This is a genomic window from Pseudomonas brassicacearum (assembly GCF_003732265.1).
In the GTDB taxonomy this organism is placed as follows: domain Bacteria; phylum Pseudomonadota; class Gammaproteobacteria; order Pseudomonadales; family Pseudomonadaceae; genus Aquipseudomonas; species Aquipseudomonas brassicacearum_D.
Window position 1 is genome coordinate 768,711 of the sequence record NZ_MOBK01000001.1, and the last position, 18,352, is coordinate 787,062.

The window sequence follows — 18,352 nt, forward strand, 5'->3', positions numbered from 1 at the left end:
ATGATCCAGAGGTCGCCTTCGGACCTCCCAGCGCTATGTACCCCTCACTCACCACGTTCAAACCCTGCGATCTGCCGACGCTGTTAAGCAACCTTCAGCCGATCGCGCCGCTGCTCGATACCCTGTCGGACGTGGTGTTTTTCATCAAGGATCGCGACGCCCGTTACGCCTTCGTCAACCAGACGCTGGCGCGGCGCTGCGGTTTTAAACACAGCGATGAATTGCTCGGGCTCACCGCCGACAGTGTCTTCCCGGAACACTTCGGGCCGCTGTACACCGAGCAGGATCGACGGGTGTTATCCAGCGGCCGGGTGCTGGCCGACCAACTGGAACTGCACCTGTATTTCGGCAACCAGCCGATCTGGTGCCTGACCCACAAACTGGCCCTTCACGACGAACAGGGAAACATTGTTGGCCTCGCCGGAATCTCTCGCGATTTGCCAACGCCGCAGTCCGCTCATCCGGCCTACCTGAAACTCGCCGCCGTGGATGCGCATATCCGCAGCCACTTCGCGCGGCCCATCAGCCTCTCTGAATTGACGGCGATTGGCGGTTATTCCGTCGCGCAACTGGAGCGTCACTGCAAACGGGTGTTCCAGCTCACACCGCGACAGATGATTCACAAGGCGCGTCTGGAAGAAGGTTCTCGCCTGCTATTGAGTACCGACCTGCCCATCACCGAAATCGCCTTGCGCTGCGGTTACACCGACCACAGTGCGTTCAGTCGGCAGTTCCGCGCGTTGACCAGTTTGTCGCCGAGTCAGTACCGCGATAATCAGCGCTAGCCCCTTCACCGGTGTTCCCTAAAGGGGCGCCCGCACCAGCCATTGCTCCCATCTGTAACACGGCGCGCAGGTCGTCGGCGCGGTGGTGCGCCACTACAAACCTTCTACTTCAAGGGCTGACGCTAAATTCACGGTGCTGACTGGAAATCGGCACGTTGATTGCTATTGTTAATATCGTATACGAAATCCTCAATACGATATTTCAACAGCACTTCACACGAACGAGGCCTCTATGAAAAACCCCGCATTTGCCGTAGCCCTCAGCGCTGTTCTCAGTACCACCTTTGTCGCCAGCGCCCAGGCGGACAAGCTCGACGACATCATCGGTTCGGGCAAGCTGCGCTGTGCCGTGACCCTGGACTTCCCACCGATGGGTTTCCGCGATGCCAGTAACAACCCGGCCGGTTTCGATGTGGATTATTGCCACGACCTGGCGAAGATCCTCGGGGTCGAGGCTGAAGTGGTCGAGACGCCGTTCCCGGATCGTATTCCGGCGCTGGTCTCCGGGCGCGCCGACGTGATCGTCGCCTCAACCTCCGACACCCTCGAACGAGCCAAGACCGTCGGCCTCACCGTGCCCTACTTCGCGTTCCAGATGGTGGTGTTGACCCGCGACGATACCGGCATCAACGATTTCAAAGACCTCAAGGGCAAACCCGTGGGCAACACCAGCGGCACCTACGAGGCCATCGCTCTGGAGAAAGACGTGAAGAATTGGGGCACCGGCAGCTTCCGCGCCTACCAGTCGCAGAACGACACCCTGCTCGCCGTCGCCCAAGGCCACATCGACGCCACTGTGGTCACCAACACCGTGGCTGCCGCCACCCTCAAATCGGGTAAATACAAAAACCTCAAAGTCGCCGGTAATGCTCCGTACGTGATCGACTACGTGTCCCTCGGCGCCAAGCGCAGCGAGTACGGGCTGCTCAACTACCTCGACCTGTTCGTCAACCAACAGGTGCGCACCGGTCGTTACAACGAGCTGTTCGTCAAATGGGTCGGCACCGATATTTCGCCGGCCGACCTGACCGTCCCAAAGGTCTACTACTAAGGTGTCCGGCATGCCTGGGTCTGTTTCTCTGACCGGTCGCAGTCTGGTCGCGGGTGCCGCTCAAGGCGCCCTGCTGTTCGCCGATGTCGGGCTGAGTTTCTGGGGCGGCGTTGATTCCGCCAGTGGTGAGGTCATTGATCGCCACCACCCGCTCAGCGGCGAATGTCTGTCGGGGCGTGTGCTGGCGATTCCCAGCGGGCGCGGTTCGTGTACCGGCAGCAGCGTGTTGATGGAACTGATCAGCAACGGCCATGCACCGGCGGCACTGGTGCTGGCCGAGCCGGATGAGATCCTGACCCTGGGCGTGCTGGTCGCACAGACCATTTTTGCCCGTTCCCTGCCGGTGCTCTGCATCGGCCGGGAGGCCTTCGCGTCATTGCGCGATCACGCTTTTGCCCGGGTGGATGGCGACACGCTGAACCTGTTCGAGCACCTGCCCGTCGATACCTGGCAGGCGCTCGACACCCCAATATCCAGCACCGATAACGGCGCTTCAATCGAACTCACCGCGTTCGATCGGGCACTGCTCGACGGTCAGCATGGACAGGCCGCGCAAATGGCCATGCACATCGTTCTGCGCATGGCCGAGCTGCAAGGGGCGCGCAGCCTGGTGGATGTCACCCAGGCGCACATTGATGGCTGCATCTACACCGGGCCAGCGAGCCTGCGCTTTGCCCAACAGTTGGTGGAATGGGGAGCCAAAGTGCGGGTGCCGACCACCCTCAATTCGATTTCCGTGGACCAGCGCCGCTGGCGCGAATTGGGCATCGACCCGGCCCTCGGCGAGCCGGCCAGCGCCTTGGGCGATGCCTATATGGCGATGGGCGCACAACTGAGTTACACCTGCGCGCCCTACCTGCTCGACAGTGCGCCTAAGGCTGGCGAGCAGATTGTCTGGGCCGAATCGAATGCCGTGGTCTACGCCAACAGCGTGCTCGGCGCCCGCACCCTGAAGTACCCGGACTACCTCGACATCTGCATCGCCCTTACCGGCCGTGCCCCGCTGATCGGCTGCCACCTGGACGCGCAACGCAAGGCCCGGTTGCAGATCGAGTTGCCGGTACTCGGTGAACTGGACGACGCGTTTTACCCGTTGCTCGGTTATCACATCGGTGCGCTGGCCGGCAGCCGCGTGCCGCTGGTGCTGGGCCTGGAAAATCGCCAGCCGAGCCTGGACGATCTCAAAGCCTTTGGCGCAGCGTTTGCCACCACCTCGGCGGCGCCGCTGTTTCATATCGCCGGGGTTACACCGGAGGCGATTGATCCGGCCAACGTCGTGGAGCCGAATGTCGCCCTACCCGTGGAAAAAATCCGTCCGAAAGACCTGTTGGTGAGTTGGCGCGAGCTTAACAGTGCCCGCGATCACCACGTGGATGTGGTGTCGCTGGGCAACCCGCATTTTTCCCTCAGCGAGTTCGCGCATCTGGCGCGGCTGTGCCGGGGCCGGCACAAACACCCGGACGTCGTCCTCGCCATCACCTGCGGCCGCGCAGTGCTGGAGCAGGCCCGCGAGGCTGGCCATATCGCGGTGATCGAGGCCTTCGGCGCCACGCTGGTCACCGACACCTGCTGGTGCATGCTCGGCGAGCCGGTGATTCCGCCGGCCGCCACCACGCTGATGACCAACTCCGGCAAATACGCCCACTACGCACCGGGACTGGTGGGCCGCAAGGTGCATTTCGCCAGCCTTGCCGAGTGTGTCGATACCGCGTGCAACGCCATCGCCAGCGGACGCCTGCCGGCCTGGCTGCAACCCGCCGCCCAACTGGAGAGCCCTGCGCATGTTTGACTACACCTTCCAATGGCGCTCTGCCCTGCGCGCCTTGCCGGACATGCTAGCCGGCGCCGTGGTCACGTTCGAGACCGCGGCCCTGTCGATGATCTTCGGCGTGCTCATCGCCCTGGCCCTGACGGTCATGCGCGAAAGCAAAAACCCGCTGCTGCGCGGCATCGGCAACGGCTGGGTTTCGATTGCGCGCAACACGCCGTCGCTGTTCCAGATCTACATCCTGTACTTCGGCCTTGGCTCGCTCGGTCTGCACGTCAGCTCGTGGCTCGCACTGCTGGCCGGGATCACGTTCAACAACGCCGGCTACCTCGCGGAAAACTTTCGCGGCGGGCTCAAGGCTGTGCCCCAGACCCAGGTTCGCGCCGCGCGGTCACTGGGCATGAGCGCGTTTCAGACCTACCGCATGATCATCGTCCCGCAGCTGCTGCGCATCGTCTTCTACCCGCTGACCAACCAAATGGTCTGGGCGGTGCTGATGACGTCGCTGGGGGTGATCGTCGGGCTGAACAATGACCTGACCGGGGTGACCCAGGACTACAACGTCAAAACGTTCCGCACCTTCGAGTACTTCGCAATAGCGGCGGTGCTGTATTACGCGATTGCCAAGACGATCGTCGCGACCGCGCGGCTGATGGCCTGGCGGTTGTTCCGTTACTGAGGAGCTGTCCATGTTTGCCACCGGTTTTTCCTCGAATGACCTGATGTTCCTGCTCAATGGCGCCTGGGTCACACTGCAATTGACGTTCTGGTCGATCATCCTCGGCTCCATCGCCGGGCTGCTGTTCGGCTTGCTGCGGGCGTTGTTGCCACGGGCCAGTTTGCCGCTGGCCTGGGTGCTGGACGTGTTTCGCAGCGTGCCGTTGTTGATCCAGTTCGTGCTGTTCAACTCACTCAAAAGCATCGTCGGCCTGAACATCAGCGCCTTCAGCGTCGGCTGCATCGTGCTCGGCGTGTACACCGCCGCGTACTTCACCGAGATCGTGCGCGGCGGCGTGTTGGCGGTGCCGTTCACGGTACGCCGGGCCAGCCGTTCACTGGGGCTGAGTTTCTTGCAGGACCTGCGCTGGATCGTCCTGCCGATGGCCACGCGCGTCGCCTTCCCCGGCTGGCTGAACCTGGTGCTCGGGGTGATGAAAGACACCGCGCTGGTGATGTGGATCGGCATCGTCGAACTGCTGCGCGCTTCACAAACCATCGTCACCCGCATCCAGGAACCGTTGCTGGTGCTGTGCATCGCGGGCCTTATCTACTACGTCATGAGCCTGGTGGTTGCACGCCTCGGCGCTCGTCTGGAAAGAAGGTGGCAGGAAAATGATTGAGATCGACAACGTACACAAATCGTTCGGCAACCTCGAAGTGGTCAAGGGCGTGAACCTGACCGTGAACAAGGGCGAGGTGGTGTCGATCATCGGCGGTTCCGGCTCCGGCAAATCCACGCTGCTGATGTGCATCAACGGCCTGGAGCCGATCCAGAAAGGCAACATCCGTGTCGACGGTGTCGAGGTGCATGACAGCGCCACTGACCTCAACCGTCTGCGGCAGAGGATCGGCATCGTGTTCCAGCAATGGAATGCCTTTCCGCACCTGACGGTGCTGGAAAACGTGATGTTGGCGCCACGAAAAGTGCTCGGTAAAAGCAAGGCCGAAGCCGAGGAACTGGCGGTGCAACAACTGACCCACGTTGGTCTGGGCGACAAGCTCAAGACCTTCCCCGGCAAGCTGTCCGGCGGTCAACAGCAACGCATGGCCATCGCCCGCGCCCTGGCGATGTCGCCGGACTACATGCTGTTCGACGAAGCCACGTCCGCCCTCGACCCGCAATTGGTGGGCGAGGTGCTGGACACCATGCGCATGCTCGCCGAAGACGGCATGACCATGGTGCTGGTGACCCACGAGATTCGCTTTGCCCGCGATGTGTCTGACCGGGTGGCGTTCTTTCGTAATGGGTTGGTGCATGAGATCGGGTCGCCGGATCAGGTGATTGGCAATCCTGTGCATGCGGAGACGGCGGCGTTTTTGAAATCGGTGAAATGACAAATGGCCCCTTCGCGAGCAAGCCCGCTCCCACATTTGACCGAGTTCCTCCAGAACAAATGCGATTGAATGTGGGAGCGGGCTTGCTCGCGAAGAGGACCGCACAGGCAAAACAAGGAATAAACCATGCGCTCATCAAAAGTAATCCACGTCGTCAGCTGCCACGCCGAAGGCGAAGTCGGTGACGTGATCGTCGGCGGCGTCGCTCCACCACCCGGTGCCACCGTGTGGGAACAATCACGCTGGATCGCCAAGGACGAAACCCTGCGCAACTTCGTGCTCAACGAACCGCGCGGCGGCGTGTTTCGCCACGTCAACCTGCTGGTACCGGCCAAGGACCCTCGGGCGCAGATGGCCTGGATCATCATGGAACCGGCGGACACGCCACCGATGTCCGGTTCCAACTCACTGTGCGTGGCCACCGTGCTACTCGACAGCGGCATTCTGCCGATGACCGAGCCGCAAACCCGGCTGGTACTGGAAGCCCCCGGCGGGCTGATCGAGGCCGTCGCCGATTGCCGTGACGGCAAGGTTGAGCGGGTAGAAATCAAGAACGTGCCCTCCTTCGCCGATCGCCTGGATGCCTGGATTGAAGTCGAAGGCATCGGTTCATTGAAGGTCGATACGGCCTATGGCGGCGACAGTTTTGTGATTGCCGATGCCAAGGGCCTGGGCTTCTCCATCCGCCCGGACGAGGCCGCCGATCTGGTCGCGGTCGGGCTGAAAATCACCCGCGCCGCCAACGAACAATTGGGCTTTGTGCACCCGCTGAATCCCGAGTGGTCGCACATCTCCTTCTGCCAGATCGCGGCGCCTATCGTCCATGAGAACGGCATTGCCACCGGCGCCAACGCGGTGGTGATTCAACCCGGCAAAATCGACCGTTCACCCACCGGCACCGGCTGCTCGGCGCGTATGGCCGTGATGCACGCGAAGGGTTTGATGCAGGTGGGCGAGCGGTTTATCGGCCGTTCGATCATTGGTTCCGAGTTCCACTGCCGCATCGATTCGCTGACCGAAGTGGCCGGCCGCGCTGCCATCTACCCGTGCATTTCCGGGCGGGCCTGGATCACCGGCACCCACCAATTGCTGCTCGATCCGAGCGATCCATGGCCACAGGGCTATCGCCTGTCTGATACCTGGCCGGGTGCTTAATCCCTTAACACCCGGACCAACGGCTACAAAATCCCCTGAAAAACAAGAAATAGCACTGGCCGAATCTTTTCATTTTAAATATCGTATACGAAATACAATTAACGACCCGGAGGCAACAAATGAGCAAGCGTATTAACTGGAGTGGCGTCTTCCCCGCGGTGACCACTCAATTCAACGATGACTTCACCATCAACCTGGACAAGACCCATCAGGTGATTTCCAACGTGATCCGCGATGGTGTGTCGGGCCTGGTGGTATGCGGTTCGGTCGGCGAAAACACCTCATTGACCGCCGAAGAAAAAATCGCCGTCACCGAAGTCGCTGTCGATGCCTCTCGCGGCCGGGTGCCGGTGATTTGTGGCGTGGCTGAATTCACCAGCGTGCAAGCGGCCAAAGTGGCCAACGCGGTGCGCAAGGTTGGCGTCGATGGCGTGATGCTGATGCCGGCGCTGGTCTACAGCTCCAAGCCGTTTGAAACCGCCGAGCATTATCGCTACGTGGCCAAGCATGCCGACGTGCCGTTGATGGTCTACAACAACCCGCCGATCTACAAAAACGACGTCACCCCGGACATCCTGATTTCCCTGGCCGACTGCGACAACGTGGTGTGCTTCAAGGATTCCTCCGGCGATACCCGCCGTTTCATCGACGTGCGCAATGAAGTCGGCGACCGCTTCGTGCTGTTCGCAGGCCTCGATGACGTGGTGCTGGAAAGCATCGCCGTGGGCGCCGAAGGCTGGGTCTCGGGCATGTCCAACGTGTTCCCGAAAGAAGGTGAAACCATATTCCGCCTGGCCAAGGCCGGGCGTTTTGCCGAAGCCATGCCGATCTACGAATGGCTGATGCCGATCCTGCACCTGGATGCCCGTGCCGACCTGGTGCAGTGCATCAAGCTGTGTGAAGCCATCGCCGGTCGCGGCAGCGCGCTGACCCGTCCACCACGCCTGGCCTTGCCGGACGAGGATCGCCTGTTCGTCGAACAGATCATGGCCAAGGCCCTGGCGAACCGTCCGCACCTGCCGGACGTCGGTCTCTGAGTGAGTGCCGGGCGGGCCTTGGAGGCCCGGCCCGGCTGCCTGTTTTTGCGCCTCTACAGGAAACGTCAGCATGCCTAATCATCAACACACTCAACGCGCAACCACACCCTCCGGACTCAAGCGTGTCGTGGCCGCCGCCATGGCGGGTACGGTCGCCGAGTGGTATGAATTCTTTCTCTACGGTACGGCCTCGGCCCTGGTCTTCGGCCAACTGTTCTTTCGCCAGACCGACAGCCCCGTCGACGGCATCATCGCCGCGTTCGCGCTGTACGCCGTGGGCTTTCTCGCCCGCCCGCTGGGTGGCCTGGTGTTCGGTCACTACGGTGACAAATTCGGCCGCAAGCGCTTGCTGCAACTGAGCCTGGTGGTGGTCGGCATCACCACGTTCCTGATGGGTTGCCTGCCCGGGTTCGACCAGATCGGTTACGCGGCGCCGGTGCTGCTGGTGCTGTTGCGGCTGATCCAGGGGTTCGCCTTTGGCGGTGAATGGGGTGGCGCGATTCTGCTGGTGTCCGAACACTGCCCGGACAATCGCCGTGGCTTCTGGGCCAGTTGGCCGCAAGCGGGTGTGCCGGCCGGGAATCTGGTGGCGACGGTTGCGCTGCTGCTGTTGTCGTCGAACCTGTCGGAGCAACAATTTCTCGCCTGGGGCTGGCGCGTGGCGTTCTGGTTCTCGGCGGTGGTGGTGTTGATCGGCTACTGGATTCGCACCAGTGTCGATGACGCACCGATCTTCAAGGAAGCCCAGGCGCGACAGGCGCAGACCAAGCAACAACAATTGGGCGTGGTGGAAGTGCTGCGTCACCACTGGCGTTCGGTGCTGGTGGGCATTGGCGCGCGCTTTGCCGAAAACATTCTCTACTACACCGTGGTGACGTTCTCCATCACCTACCTGAAGCTGGTGGTGCACAAGGACACTTCAGAGATTCTGTTTCTGATGTTCGGCGCTCACTTGCTGCACTTCTTCATGATCCCGTTGATGGGCTATCTGTCGGACATCGTCGGGCGCAAACCGGTGTATCTGGTCGGCGCGGTGCTCACGGCATTTTGGGGCTTCGTCGGCTTCCCGATGATGGACACCGGCAATAACTGGCTGATCATGGCCGCCATTACCCTGGGCCTGGCCATCGAGTCGATGACCTATGCACCGTATTCGGCGCTGATGGCCGAGATGTTCCCCACTCACGTGCGCTACACCGCCCTTTCGCTGTGCTACCAGGTGGCGCCGATTTTCGCCGGTTCCCTTGCACCACTGATTGCGATCACGCTGCTCAACAAGTACCACAGCTCGACGCCCATCGCCTGGTACCTGCTCGGTGCCTCGCTGATCTCTGTCATTGCCGTCGGGCTGACCCGGGAAACCCGCGGCAAATCGTTGCACGCGGTGGATGCCGAGTCCGCGGCGCGCATTGCCTCACTGGACAACGCCGCCCCCGCGCCCCCGCGTCGAGGCGATTCGCTGGCGTGAGCCGCACTTTACCGACAGGAGTTTTTCATGCCCCAGATCCTCGGCCACAACTACATTGGCGGCACGCGCAGCGCCGCCGGCAGCCTCAGTTTGCTCAGCCATGACGCCAGCACCGGCGAGGCGTTGCCCTGCTCTTTCGTGCAAGCCACCGAAAGCGAAGTGCACGCCGCTGCCCAGGCTGCTGCCGCTGCGTTCCCGGCCTTTCGTTCTATGCCTGCGGCACGCCGTGCGGATTTTCTGGAAGCCATCGCCGCGCAACTGGATGCACTGGATGACGAGTTTGTCGCCCTGGTCACTCGCGAAACCGCACTGCCGAACGCACGGATACAGGGTGAACGCGCTCGCACCAGCGGCCAGATGCGCCTGTTTGCCCAGGTCTTGCGTCGCGGTGATTTTTACGGTGCGCGCATTGACCGCGCCTTGCCCGACCGCAAACCACTTCCCCGCAGCGACCTGCGTCAGTATCGGATCGGCGTAGGGCCTGTGGCCGTGTTCGGTGCGAGCAACTTTCCGTTGGCGTTCTCCACGGCTGGCGGCGATACCGCTGCGGCCCTGGCCGCCGGTTGCCCGGTGGTGTTCAAGGCCCACAGCGGGCATATGGCGACGGCCGAACAGGTGGCGGATGCAATCATCCGTGCGGCCGAGCAGACTGGCATGCCCAAGGGTGTGTTCAACATGATCTACGGGGCTGGCGTGGGGGAAGCCCTGGTCAAGCATCCGGCGATCAAGGCCGTCGGTTTCACCGGTTCGCTTAAAGGTGGCCGTGCGTTGTGCGACATGGCCGCCGCACGCCCTCAACCGATTCCGGTGTTTGCCGAAATGAGCAGCATCAATCCGGTCGTGGTGTTGCCTGAAGCCCTTCACGTGCGCGGCGAGAAAATTGCCAGCGAACTGGCTGCCTCTGTGGTGCTCGGCTGCGGCCAGTTCTGTACTAATCCGGGATTGGTCATCGGTATGCGCTCTGCGCAATTCAGTGCCTTCACCGAGACCCTCACGGCGCTGCTGGCAGAGCAACCGGCGCAAACCATGCTCAACGCGGGCACCCTGCGCAGCTACGAAAAAGGTGTGCAGGCCTTGCTTAGCCACCCGGGCGTGACCCACCTGACCGGCCATCGCCAACACGGCAATCAGGCCCGCGCGCACCTGTTTAAGGCCGACGTGAGTCTGTTGCTCGAAGGTGATCCGTTGCTACAGGAAGAAGTGTTCGGGCCGACCACCCTCATCGTCGAAGTGGCCGACAGGGCCGAACTGCACCAAGCGCTGAACAGCTTGCACGGTCAACTCACCGCCACCCTGATTGGCGAACCCCAGGATTTGCATGACCATGCAGAGTTGCTGGCGCTACTGGAACAAAAGGTCGGCCGGGTGCTGTTCAACGGCTACCCCACGGGCGTCGAAGTGTGTGATTCGATGGTGCATGGCGGCCCCTACCCGGCCACCTCCGATGCCCGTGGGACCTCGGTCGGCAGCCTGGCCATCGAACGCTTCCTGCGCCCGGTGTGCTACCAGAACTGCCCGGACGCCCTGCTGCCCGACCCACTGAAAAACGCCAATCCACTGGGTATTGCCCGACTGGTCGACGGCGCCAGTCACCGAAACCCGATCTGAAAAACACCCCAAACCCCTGTAGGAGTGAGCCTGCTCGCGAAAGCGGAATGTCAGCCGACAGAAATGTTGGATGTACTGCCGCCTTCGCGAGCAAGCCCGCTCCCACACTGGATCGCTGGCGAAAACGATATTTGTGTACGACTTCGATTAACTGTGGGAGCGGGCTTGCTCGCGAAAGCGGTGGGTCAGTCAACGGGAATGTTGAATGTACTGCCCCCATCGCGAGCAGGCTCACTCCTTCAGTTATTGAGTCAAGCCAGCAATGCGTTGAGGTCGTTGAACAACGCCTCGGGGATCTGCACCCCTTCGGCAAAGCTACGCGCCCGCGCCTCGTATCGGCGTTGCGAAGGCAAGCGTGCGCCCTGCCCTTCGATCCCCTGGAACAACGCTTCGGCCCTGGCCAGATGAACCTCAGTCGAGTCCCCCAAAAAGCGCCGTGGATCAAAGGCAATGATCAGTTCCCCATGGTACGGCGACGACTTGCTGCCAGCGTCATAAGCCAACGATTCGGCACTGGTCAGGTCGCCAATCAACGGCCCGGCAATCAATTCCACCATGGCTGCCAGCGCCGAGCCCTTGTGCCCGCCGAATGTCAGCATCGCGCCGCTGTCGAGTACGACGTTGGCATCAGTGCTCGGTTGCCCCTGCGCATCAACGCCCCAGCCCTCGGGGATCGCTTTTCCGGCACGGCGGTGCAGTTCGATGTCGCCACGGGCGATGGCGCTGGTGGCGAAGTCGAACACGAACGGATCCTGTCCCTGACGGGGCCAGCCGAAGGCAATCGGGTTGGTGCCGAACACCGGCAAGCGCCCACCGGCCGGGGCGACCCAGGCATGACTCGGATTGCACGCCAGCGCAACTAAACCGGCAGCGGTCAATTGCTCGATCTCCACCCACAACGCCGAGAAATGCACACAGCGATTGATCGCCAACGCCGCAATCCCGTTGGCGCGGGTTTTCTCTGTCAGCAGCGGCAAACCCGCCTGAAAGGCTAATTGCGAAAAACCACCGCCAGCATCCACTCGCACAATCGACGGTGCCTGGTTAATCACCTCGGGTTCAGCCGTGGCCGAGACTTTGCCGGCCCGCAGGGAATTGACGCACCCCAGCACCCGGTACAAACCGTGGGAGGCACAGCCGTCGCGTTCGCCGGCAGTCACCGTGGTCGCCACCGCACGCGCATGGGCCAGGTTAAAACCGTTGTGCAACAGGATCGATTCGGCCAACGCATGGGCTTCGATCAGGGTCAGTCGGATCATGGTCATCTCCTTGAACAGACCGGTCAGGGTGGTCTATTCGAGGCGATTGGGCTTGATGGGTTTGCGCAGGGGGAGTGACGAAATCAGCACAGGTGCTTCATCAACAACCACCGCCGACTTCCTCGCCAGCAGGTAGTAAAGAACACCCGGCACCACCAAGCCGACGATCCAGGAAATATCCACGCCACCGAGCTGCGCGACCATCGGCCCGGAGTAGAAATGCGTGTCGACAAACGGCAGCTGGATCAACACGCCGCTGACATACACGCTGATCCCCAACACGTTCCAGCGACCGTAACGCCCGGCCGGGTCGGACAAGGCCGGGATGTCATAGCGCTCCTTGTTGATGAAGTAGTAGTCCACCAGGTTGATCGCGCTCCACGGGGTGAAGAACGTCAGCAAAAACAGGATGAAGTACTTGAACGAGTTGAGGAACGAGTACTGGCCGACCAACGCGAGCGTGGTCGATGCCGCGACGATCAGCAGCACAAACAACATGCGCTGGCGGGCGCTGATTTCCAGGCGACTGCGGAAACCGCTGATGATGGTCGCCACGCACATGAAGCTGCCATAGGCGTTGAGTGTGGACACGGTGACCTTGCCGAACACCACGCTCAGGTAAAGCAAGGAGGCCATCACCCCGGTACTGCCCAGGCCGACGATGGTCGCCACTTCATGACCGCGAAAGTTGGCACCGGCCAGTGCGGCGGCAAACACCCCCAGCACCATCGACGCCTGGGCGCCGAACACGGTCCCGAGGCCGACGGCGGCGAAGGTTTTCCAGGATGATGTGTTGCTCGGCAGATAGCGCGAGTAATCGGCCACGTATGGACCAAACGCAATCTGCCAGGACGCCGACAGCGACACCGCCAGCAGGAAAGTGCTCCAGCCAAAGTGGCGATTTTCCAGGAGCAGGCCGATGTCGTTAAGCGTCATCAAGCGAGTAAACAGGTAAGCGAAGGCGATGATGCCGAGCACGCTGGCCACACGCCCCACCAGGTGAATCACCCGATAGCCGAAGATCGTCAGGAACGTAATGCACGCGGCGAAAATCAGGATGCCGGTGCTGTCGCTGACGCTGATCAACTGGGCAATCGCCTGCCCCGACAACACCGCGCCCGTGGCGCTGAAACCGAGGTACATGAGGCACACCAGCACAATCGGGATCGCCGCGCCGTAGACCCCGAACTGCACACGGCTGGAGATCATTTGCGGCAGCCCCAGTTTCGGTCCCTGCGCAGCGTGCAAGGCGACGACCGCACCGCCGAGCAACTGGCCGATCAGTAAACCGATCAATGACCAGAACACATCGCCGCCCAACACCACGGCCAGCGCTCCGGTGACGATCGCGGTGATCTGCAGGTTGGCGCCGAGCCACAGCGTGAACTGGCTGTAGAGGCTGCCATGACGCTCGGCCTCGGGGATGAAATCGATCGAGCGGGTCTCGATCAGGGGACTTCGTTGTTGATTATCGTGGAGCTGAGTCATTATTTTTATTCTCTTCAAAAGTAGAAGGCATTCACACAACTCCCTGTGGGAGCGAGCCGGCTCCGGGCGGCGTTCCGACGAAGGCGGCGGCACAGTCAACATTGATGCAAGCTGACACACCGCTTTCGCGAGCAGGCTCGCTCCCACCCTGGATTGCGTTTAACGGGTCATCGCCACCTGGCCTACGAACGGCGCCTTGGCCCACACGATCTTGCCCCCCACGACGGTCATCAACACGCTGTTACGGGCGAGTTCCTCTTCCGGTACCTGCATGAAGTTTTTATCCAGCACGATCAGGTCCGCAAACTTGCCGACCTCGACCGAACCGACGACGTTCTCCAACTTCAGTTGCTCGGCGGCGTTGACGGTGATGGTGCGCAGCACGTCGGCTCGGGACAGCGCCGGGTCGGCATTCAGGCGGCCCGCGTATTTGGGACCATAGCTGTGCGGGTTGGTCGGATCACCGGAACGGGTCACACCGACTTTCAACGCCAGGAACTCATCGAGCGGGTCAACCGGCCAATCGCTGCCATAGGCCACCCGGCCACCCGCACGGGCGATGCTGCCCGAGGGCTCCATGCGCGCAAATCGCGTAGGCCCGAGGTGATCGCTGGTGCCGTCGACCGTCGACGGCGCTTGTTGCGCCCACTGGAAGGACATGTTGGCGGTCACGTCGAGGGCCTTGAAGCGCCCATAGTCGGCGGGGTCCACGGACTCGTTGTGGGTGATGGCCGGACGGAAGCCGTTGCCGGGCAATTGCTGACGCACGTATTCGATGCCGTCGAGTGAGTCACGTACGGCGCGGTCGCCAGTGGCGTGCAGGTGCGGGTCGAGGCCGGCCTGTACGGCTTGCAACAGCAGCGGCTTGAGCACTTGCGGCGGGAAATACAGTTCACCGACGTTCTTGCCTGGCGCCCATTTCGGTGCCTTCTCGGTGCCGGCGTTGTGCAGGTACGGCGTCAACATCGCACCGGTGTCCGCCGGCGCATTGATGATGCCGTCCATGAACAATTTGACGTGACGCATGCTCACGCCCGGCGCGACTTTGGCTTCGCCCTGATCGTAGGTCGCGGCCATCGCCTTGGCCTCGGCGATGGTTTTCGCCGGGTCGGCGGCAGCGGCGGCCGGGTCCAGTTTAATCGCCAGCAAGGCGCGGGCGGTCAGTTCACCCGACTGCTGCAAGGTGGTGAAGGCTTTGCCATTCTCCGGTCCCGACAAGGCGTCGAAGAAACTGGTGATGCCTTGCTGGCGCATGGCGTCGAGCGCCGCGCGGGTCTGGTTGAGTTTTTCCGCGTCGGTGGCCGGCGGCACCACGGCGGCCATCGTATCAGCCGCGCCGTCTTCGCAGATGCCGGTGAGGTTGCCGGCGCTGTCGCGCACGTACTTGCCATCCCCGGGATTGGCGGTGTTTTTGTTGATGCCGGCGACGGCCAGCCCGCGTGAGTTGACCAGCACGGTATGGAAATCGGTGGAGCGCACTTGAATCGGCCGGTTGGTCTTGAGGGCGTCCAGCGTCGATTTGTCCGGGTCGCCGTCGAGGCCGTCCATGCCCATCCGGTCCCAGCTGCCGACTTCGAGCCAGACATCCGGCCCTTTATCCTTGTCAGCATCCAGGCACGCCTGAATGGTGGTCTGGAACTCCTTGCGGGTCATGGTCTGGTATTTCAGGTCGCACAAGGTCATGGCGCGGCCGCCGTCACCGGGATGCATGTGTGCATCGATGAAGCCCGGCATCAGCATGCGCCCCGCCAGATCGATCGTTTGCGTCTGCTTGCCGATGTACGACGCCGCCCCTTCGTCGTTGCCGACATAGACGATCTTCCCGCCCGTGACGGCAATCGCCTGCTGCACCGAGTTCTGGCCATCGACGGTGTAGACATAACCGTTGCGCATGACCATGTCTGCCGGGGTCGAACCCTGGGTCTGGCACCCCACCAGCGCCACACCGGAAAATGCCGTGGTTGCCGCAATGGCGACAAAAAGCCTGGAGAATTTCAACTGCCTCACCTCTGTTTTTATAGTTTTGGAAGAGGCCCGACCAGCCTGCGCGCAAGCCCCTGATATGCAGGGCATACCCTAGCGTGCGCGGGCGTTGGACGGACCTCCACAAATGAGGAGGGGTCGGTGATTCAGAGGGCTTCGCGGCGGGTTGCCTGTGCAGACAGGACAGAGCCCAGCTCGACTTTGCTTTTCACGCCGAGCTGCAAGTAGCAGTTGCGCAGGTAGGTGCGCACCGTCGCAGGGCTCAAACCGAGGATCCTGGCGATCTCTTTATACGAGTGACCGGCCGCAAACAGCATCGCCGCCGTCCGCTCCCGTGGCGCCAGCACCACGCCGCGTGACTGTGTTTCGAGGGACAGAATGACGTGTTTGGCATTTGGGCTGAGGGTCAGCGCACAGCGGCCCAGGCGCATGACGCTCGGCGCTTTCGGCAGTTGGGCGATTACCTGCGCCGGCAGCCTCGAACCGCTCCAGCCCGGCACCTCGCGCTGGATCGCCGCACACAGGCTGGCGCCGACGTACAGCAGCGTGCCGTCCATGCGCGCAACGCCAAAGTCGCTGGCGCCGTCGCCGGTGTCGACGCGAATCATGTCCTGTACCTGGAAACGCCATAGCTGCAACAGGTGATCGCAGAACGCCGAAAACAACGCGGCCTCGCTGTCGTTGAAACCTGACGCCTGTTCGCCGCGATACAGGCATACAAAAAACATCAAACCGCTTTCGGGCAACTCGAAGGTGATGCAGATCACATGGTAGAGGTCATGACGGCGAGCAAACGCATCGACCTCGACATGGGGATCTGTGAAACCACTGTCGCGCACCACCGCGCCCGGTTGGCTCAAAGTGTCATGGGAGAACCGGTCGCTGCCCGCGCTCTTGTGCCATTCGGCGGCAAACGATTCGGGCAGGTCGATGCGCCCGTGCATCCAGCTTTTCGGCGGCACATGGGCGTCCGACGTGGACATCTCGCCCCACCATGCCGACGCGAACGGCACCAGCGGGCGAAAGGCTTGCAGCCCGTCTTCGATGAATTGCGAGGCGCCGCGCTCCCGAGCCAGTCGCCCGAGGTGCAATACGCACTGATTGAAGGCCTTCAGCGTCGCCATCGACGGTGTGCCGCCGACCTCGTTCCCCTCCTCCATCATCTTGATCCTGTTGGCTACGTGGCATTTTTTCGACCATGCCACACGGGCAGCGATGCCGTCCACAAGGCCCGTATTCATGCGTAAACCGGCAACAGTGTTTGTCCTTCCGACCGCTGTTTGAGGCAGGGGTAAACCCCTAGCATCGTTCCTACCCGATGAGCATTTACCAACAGCTCACAAGGTAGAAAACCAACCCTCCTCAAACGATACGGTGAACGCCATGAAATTTTCGAAATTCGCGCTTCTGCTCGCTCTCGCCAGTCTCGGCGCCCCCGCCTTCGCTGACGACAATGCCTCAACCGCCGCCACCACCAAGGCCCCGGTTGAAACCTATACCTACGACACCCATCTCGACATCAAACGCGTCATCAGCGTGTCAGACGTCGGCGATGAGTGTGGCCCGGTACCGGCACAAATGACCTACGAAGACTCGCGCGGTCAACAGCATGTCCTGCAGTATCAAGTCATGGGCACCGGCTGTTCGAACGGTTGAGTACCGTGCAGACGATGGAGGGTCGACACTCCATACCGGCGGCACTGGCGTTTATCTTTTTTTGCTTGAACCGACGATTTTTTCATCGCTGGCCAGCAGGACCGGAATGTAGTCCTTGAGGAAGTCCACCCAGGTCTTGATCTTCGCATCGACGAATTTGCGCGATGGGTAGATGGCAAACACATTCAGTTCTTCAAAATGATACTCAGGCAACACCCGCACCAACGTCCCCGCTTTCAAACCCTCCACGGCAGACGCAATCGGTTGAATGCCGATGCCCATTCCGTTGCTGATCGCCACCGTCATCGCATCCGCGGTGTTGACGTGAAACGGCGACATCGGTGTGCTCACCGTCTCCACACCTTCAGGTCCTTCGAATACCCAGTTTTCCGCTGGCATCACCGTATTCACAATCCTCAGGCAATCATGTGAACCCAAAGCACCCGGCGCGTCGGGAATTCCGCGTTTCTTCAGGTACGCCGGCGAGGCGCAAAGAATGCTGTAGGTAATGCCGAGCCGTTGCGCGACAAAGCCTGAATCGGGTAAGTCCCGCGCCAACACAATCGACATGTCGTAGCCTTCTTCCAGCAAATCCGGCAGCCGATTGGTCAGGGTCAAATCAAACATCACCGACGGGTGCGTCTCTCTATACCGGGCGATTGCATTGATCACGTAGTGATTGCCCACGGCGGACATCGCATGGATTTTCAGCCGGCCCACGGGTTGGGTTTGCGCCGTTCCCGCCTCCTCATCGGCTTCGCGCATCTCCTCGATAATCTTCTCGCAGCGTTGCAAATAGCGCTGCCCCGCCTCGGTCAGGGCCAGACGTCGGGTCGTGCGGTTGATCAAGCGTGTTTGCAAGCGCGCCTCCAGGCTGGAAACCGCTTTGGAAACGTTGGTGGTCGAGGTGTCCAGCGTCGCCGCTGCGGCCGTGAAGCTGCCGCTCTGGGCCACGGCGATGAAACAACGCATGGTTTGAAAAACGTCCATCGGTTTTGCCTCGGCGCACAATTGAACGGTCAAAAAAAAGCGGCGGCCT

16 protein-coding genes are annotated in these 18,352 nt (G+C 61.6%); 11 read left to right on the plus strand and 5 right to left on the minus strand.

What is annotated here, in order from left to right; translation table 11 throughout:
- Positions 1-35: 35 nt before the first annotated feature.
- The 10 genes from BK660_RS03690 (at position 36) to BK660_RS03735 (ending at position 10,927) form a co-directional block, all read left to right on the plus strand.
- Positions 36-785, plus strand: a complete 750-nt coding sequence (locus BK660_RS03690; RefSeq protein ID WP_123432129.1) for an AraC family transcriptional regulator — start codon at positions 36-38, stop codon at positions 783-785.
- A gap of 232 nt (positions 786-1,017) precedes the next feature.
- Positions 1,018-1,836: an ABC transporter substrate-binding protein gene (locus tag BK660_RS03695; protein ID WP_123432130.1), complete on the plus strand. Its 819-nt coding sequence runs from the start codon at positions 1,018-1,020 to the stop codon at positions 1,834-1,836.
- 10 nt (positions 1,837-1,846) lie between these two features.
- The gene (gene lhpI, locus BK660_RS03700) at positions 1,847-3,625 is read left to right on the plus strand and encodes a cis-3-hydroxy-L-proline dehydratase (RefSeq protein ID WP_123432131.1); all 1,779 of its coding nucleotides are present in this window, start codon (positions 1,847-1,849) and stop codon (positions 3,623-3,625) included.
- Positions 3,618-4,283 carry an amino acid ABC transporter permease gene (locus tag BK660_RS03705; RefSeq protein ID WP_123432132.1) on the plus strand — a complete coding sequence of 222 codons (666 nt, stop codon included), beginning with the start codon at positions 3,618-3,620 and terminating at the stop codon, positions 4,281-4,283. Before lhpI ends, BK660_RS03705 begins: the two co-directional genes overlap by 8 nt.
- A 10-nt stretch (positions 4,284-4,293) precedes the next feature.
- Positions 4,294-4,944, plus strand: coding sequence for an amino acid ABC transporter permease (locus BK660_RS03710; RefSeq protein WP_027924790.1), 651 nt, complete (start codon positions 4,294-4,296; stop codon positions 4,942-4,944).
- Positions 4,937-5,659 carry an amino acid ABC transporter ATP-binding protein gene (locus BK660_RS03715; RefSeq protein ID WP_123432133.1) on the plus strand — a complete coding sequence of 241 codons (723 nt, stop codon included), beginning with the start codon at positions 4,937-4,939 and terminating at the stop codon, positions 5,657-5,659. The genes BK660_RS03710 and BK660_RS03715 overlap by 8 nt, the downstream gene beginning before the upstream one ends.
- A 126-nt stretch (positions 5,660-5,785) precedes the next feature.
- The gene (locus BK660_RS03720; protein WP_027924792.1) at positions 5,786-6,814 is read left to right on the plus strand and encodes a trans-3-hydroxy-L-proline dehydratase; all 1,029 of its coding nucleotides are present in this window, start codon (positions 5,786-5,788) and stop codon (positions 6,812-6,814) included.
- A 119-nt stretch (positions 6,815-6,933) separates the two neighbouring features.
- Positions 6,934-7,851 (plus strand): dihydrodipicolinate synthase family protein, encoded by a 918-nt coding sequence (locus tag BK660_RS03725; protein ID WP_123432134.1) that lies wholly within the window; start codon positions 6,934-6,936, stop codon positions 7,849-7,851.
- A 70-nt stretch (positions 7,852-7,921) separates the two neighbouring features.
- Positions 7,922-9,319 carry a fosfomycin efflux MFS transporter AbaF gene (gene abaF / locus BK660_RS03730; protein WP_123432135.1) on the plus strand — a complete coding sequence of 466 codons (1,398 nt, stop codon included), beginning with the start codon at positions 7,922-7,924 and terminating at the stop codon, positions 9,317-9,319.
- A gap of 27 nt (positions 9,320-9,346) precedes the next feature.
- On the plus strand, positions 9,347-10,927 hold the full coding sequence (locus BK660_RS03735) for an aldehyde dehydrogenase (NADP(+)) (RefSeq protein WP_123432136.1): 1,581 nt from the start codon (positions 9,347-9,349) through the stop codon (positions 10,925-10,927).
- Between the two features lie 251 nt (positions 10,928-11,178).
- On the opposite strand, the gene BK660_RS03740 is transcribed toward BK660_RS03735, so the two are convergent.
- The 4 genes from BK660_RS03740 to BK660_RS03755 form a co-directional block, all read right to left on the minus strand.
- Positions 11,179-12,186 (minus strand): Ldh family oxidoreductase, encoded by a 1,008-nt coding sequence (locus BK660_RS03740; protein WP_123432137.1) that lies wholly within the window; start codon positions 12,184-12,186, stop codon positions 11,179-11,181.
- Between the two features lie 33 nt (positions 12,187-12,219).
- On the minus strand, positions 12,220-13,674 hold the full coding sequence (locus BK660_RS03745; protein WP_259698474.1) for a purine-cytosine permease family protein: 1,455 nt from the start codon (positions 13,672-13,674) through the stop codon (positions 12,220-12,222).
- Positions 13,675-13,833: 159 nt separating this feature from the next.
- Positions 13,834-15,672: an amidohydrolase gene (locus BK660_RS03750; protein ID WP_123432138.1), complete on the minus strand. Its 1,839-nt coding sequence runs from the start codon at positions 15,670-15,672 to the stop codon at positions 13,834-13,836.
- 131 nt (positions 15,673-15,803) lie between these two features.
- Complete coding sequence (locus BK660_RS03755; protein WP_123432139.1) at positions 15,804-16,817, minus strand: helix-turn-helix transcriptional regulator; 1,014 nt, start codon at positions 16,815-16,817, stop codon at positions 15,804-15,806.
- A 223-nt stretch (positions 16,818-17,040) separates the two neighbouring features.
- Between BK660_RS03755 and BK660_RS03760 the strand changes: the two genes are divergently transcribed.
- Positions 17,041-17,313, plus strand: coding sequence for a DUF2790 domain-containing protein (locus tag BK660_RS03760; protein ID WP_123432140.1), 273 nt, complete (start codon positions 17,041-17,043; stop codon positions 17,311-17,313).
- A 51-nt stretch (positions 17,314-17,364) separates the two neighbouring features.
- On the opposite strand, the gene BK660_RS03765 is transcribed toward BK660_RS03760, so the two are convergent.
- Positions 17,365-18,303 carry a LysR family transcriptional regulator gene (locus BK660_RS03765; RefSeq protein ID WP_123432141.1) on the minus strand — a complete coding sequence of 313 codons (939 nt, stop codon included), beginning with the start codon at positions 18,301-18,303 and terminating at the stop codon, positions 17,365-17,367.
- Positions 18,304-18,352 lie beyond the last annotated feature (49 nt).